This window comes from Mycobacterium sp. (genome assembly GCF_035499775.1).
Lineage (GTDB): Bacteria > Actinomycetota > Actinomycetes > Mycobacteriales > Mycobacteriaceae > Mycobacterium.
On record NZ_DATJYB010000010.1, the window covers coordinates 1 to 2,063 of the forward strand.

2 protein-coding genes are annotated in these 2,063 nt (G+C 63.4%); one reads left to right on the forward strand and one right to left on the reverse strand.

The window, feature by feature from the left end; all coding sequences use genetic code 11:
- Window positions 1-373: 373 nt before the first annotated feature.
- A complete protein-coding gene (locus VML93_RS00250; RefSeq protein WP_325606431.1) occupies window positions 374-994 on the reverse strand; it encodes a TetR/AcrR family transcriptional regulator in 621 nt (206 codons plus the stop codon).
- 109 nt (window positions 995-1,103) lie between these two features.
- On the opposite strand from VML93_RS00250, the gene VML93_RS00255 reads away from it, so the two are divergent.
- On the forward strand, window positions 1,104-2,063 hold a 960-nt coding region (locus VML93_RS00255), incomplete at its 3' end, for a hypothetical protein (protein ID WP_325606433.1).

Genomic DNA, 2,063 nt, shown 5'->3' on the forward strand with positions numbered 1-2,063 from the left:
AGGTCTGGGCCCGTCACCACACCGCGAGATCCATCGCGTTTGGAACCAGGTCGCCTGCCTGTAGGACGGTAAGATGTTGTCGCAAAAGCGATTTCGCGACTCAGACTGTCGAAACTCTGCGGCCACCGGACGTCGCTAAACGCTGTGACTCGGATCGGTACTGGTCGTTACTAAGCGTTCATCTCAGGCAACGTCTGTTCAGTCCGACAGCCCGGGCGCCAGATGCGCTGCCGGCTGATAGCCGAGCGAGCCTGACCTACAGGGCTTTTCATAACCATTCAGTCCGATTGGCGAACCTGGGAGCTCGCGCTACGGTCGCAGGGCAACCGCCGAGCCAAAATAGCTCCACCTTTAGACATCAGACAATAGTGCGCTATTGTCTGATCTGTGGCACCAGGGCCCGCACCAGATATTGCTCGACGAATCGGCGCTTGTCGGCTTTGGGGCGGCGCCGCCACGAGGGCGCGAGCAGGAACAACGTGGTGGTGTGCAACCACTGGACGGTTGCGCTGGAATCGAGGTCGTCGTAGAGGTGGCCCGCGAGCCGCCACCGTTGCAGCAGCGGTTCGTAGTGCCGCAACAGCAATTCCACTATGGGCTGCGACCCCATTTCCAACGCTGCCGCCACCGCGGTGCTCTCGGCGGCGAACAACGCTTCGTTCAGCGGATCGCCCTCCACCGACTCCACCGGCACCAGCACCATCTCGGGCAGCGAACGCACCGGGTCATCGGGATGGGGCAGCGAGCGCACCAGATCACCCAGCGCCGCGTCGACGCGCGTCAACATCAGGCCCAGGAGGACCTCTTCGCGGCCGGGGAAGTACCGGTAGAGAGTGGACCGGGAGACGCCGGCTTCGTCGGCCACTTCGGCCATCCGGATCTGGGAGTCGCCCCGGCGCACAATGCAGCGGCTTGCGGCATCCAGGAGCAGCCTGCGGGCCTCCTCGTCGTCGAGGATCGCGCGGTCGTCGCCCCAGCGCCGGCTCGGTTCCATGGCCCGATGTTACTGGATGTTGCGGGATACTCCGAGATACGTTGTGCCACGTTCTATCTAATACTAACTCTCCGAATCCCGTTGCGGGTCAAGCACAGAGAGGACGCTGATGGGCTACTCCGCCGCCGACGAGTCCTTCACGCACCAGTTCCCGGCGACCTTCGACCAGGTGCACGACCCGGATCCCACCTGGTCGGACCGCTGCTACTTCTTCGCCGCCTCGCCGGACGGCACGATGTTATTGGCCAGCGGGTACGGCAACAACCCGAACACCGGTACCGGACTGGGCTATGTCAAAGTCAGTCTCGCCGACGGACGGCATTGGGACCTATTGGCCGGGCGACCCGTCAGCGCCGGCGACCGCAACACCCTGCGAGCCGGACCGATGCGCTGGACCTGCGTCGAACCACTCAAGAAGTGGCGCCTCGACGTCGCACCCAACGACTCCGGCATCGAATGGGAGCTGTACTACCAACCGACCGCGCCGATGTGGGAACTGCTGCCCATGAAGGTACGCGACGAGAACGGTCAAATCCTGGCCGACATGTATCACATGAAGGAACCGGGCAAGTGGACCGGTTGGGTGCACATCGACGGCAAGCACATCAGTGTCGACGGCTTCCACGGCGGCCGGGACCGGACCTTCGGCGTCCGCGTCTCGGACAAGATCGACTTCTGGCTGTGGCTCGACGCCGGCTTCTCCGACCGCGCCATCGAAGCCTGGATCATCGAATCATCCGATGGCACAGTCGGATACGTCGACGGCGGTATCACGCACAACGACGGCACGCTGTCGAAGCGGTTCGTCAAGATCGAACACGACGTGCAATTCGACGGCGACCGCAAACGGCCCGCCCGCGCGGTGCTGGTCTTCACCGACGAGGACGGCACGTCCTACCGCGTCACCGCCGACGCCGCCCACCAGCACGTCAACGCCTACTACGGACTTCCGATGGCGCACTGTCAGTATCGGGACCTGGGCAATGGAGGGTACTTCATTCACTTCCAGTGGGACAGTACCAATCCCGGGCAACTCGGCGAGACCGAGGGAAAGTCGATGGCTCTGGAT

What these genes read in the sequence shown, in the direction of transcription:
- VML93_RS00250 (WP_325606431.1), bottom strand. Translation starts at nt 994, where the DNA reads ATGGAACCGAGCCGGCGCTGGGGCGACGACCGCGCGATCCTCGACGAC.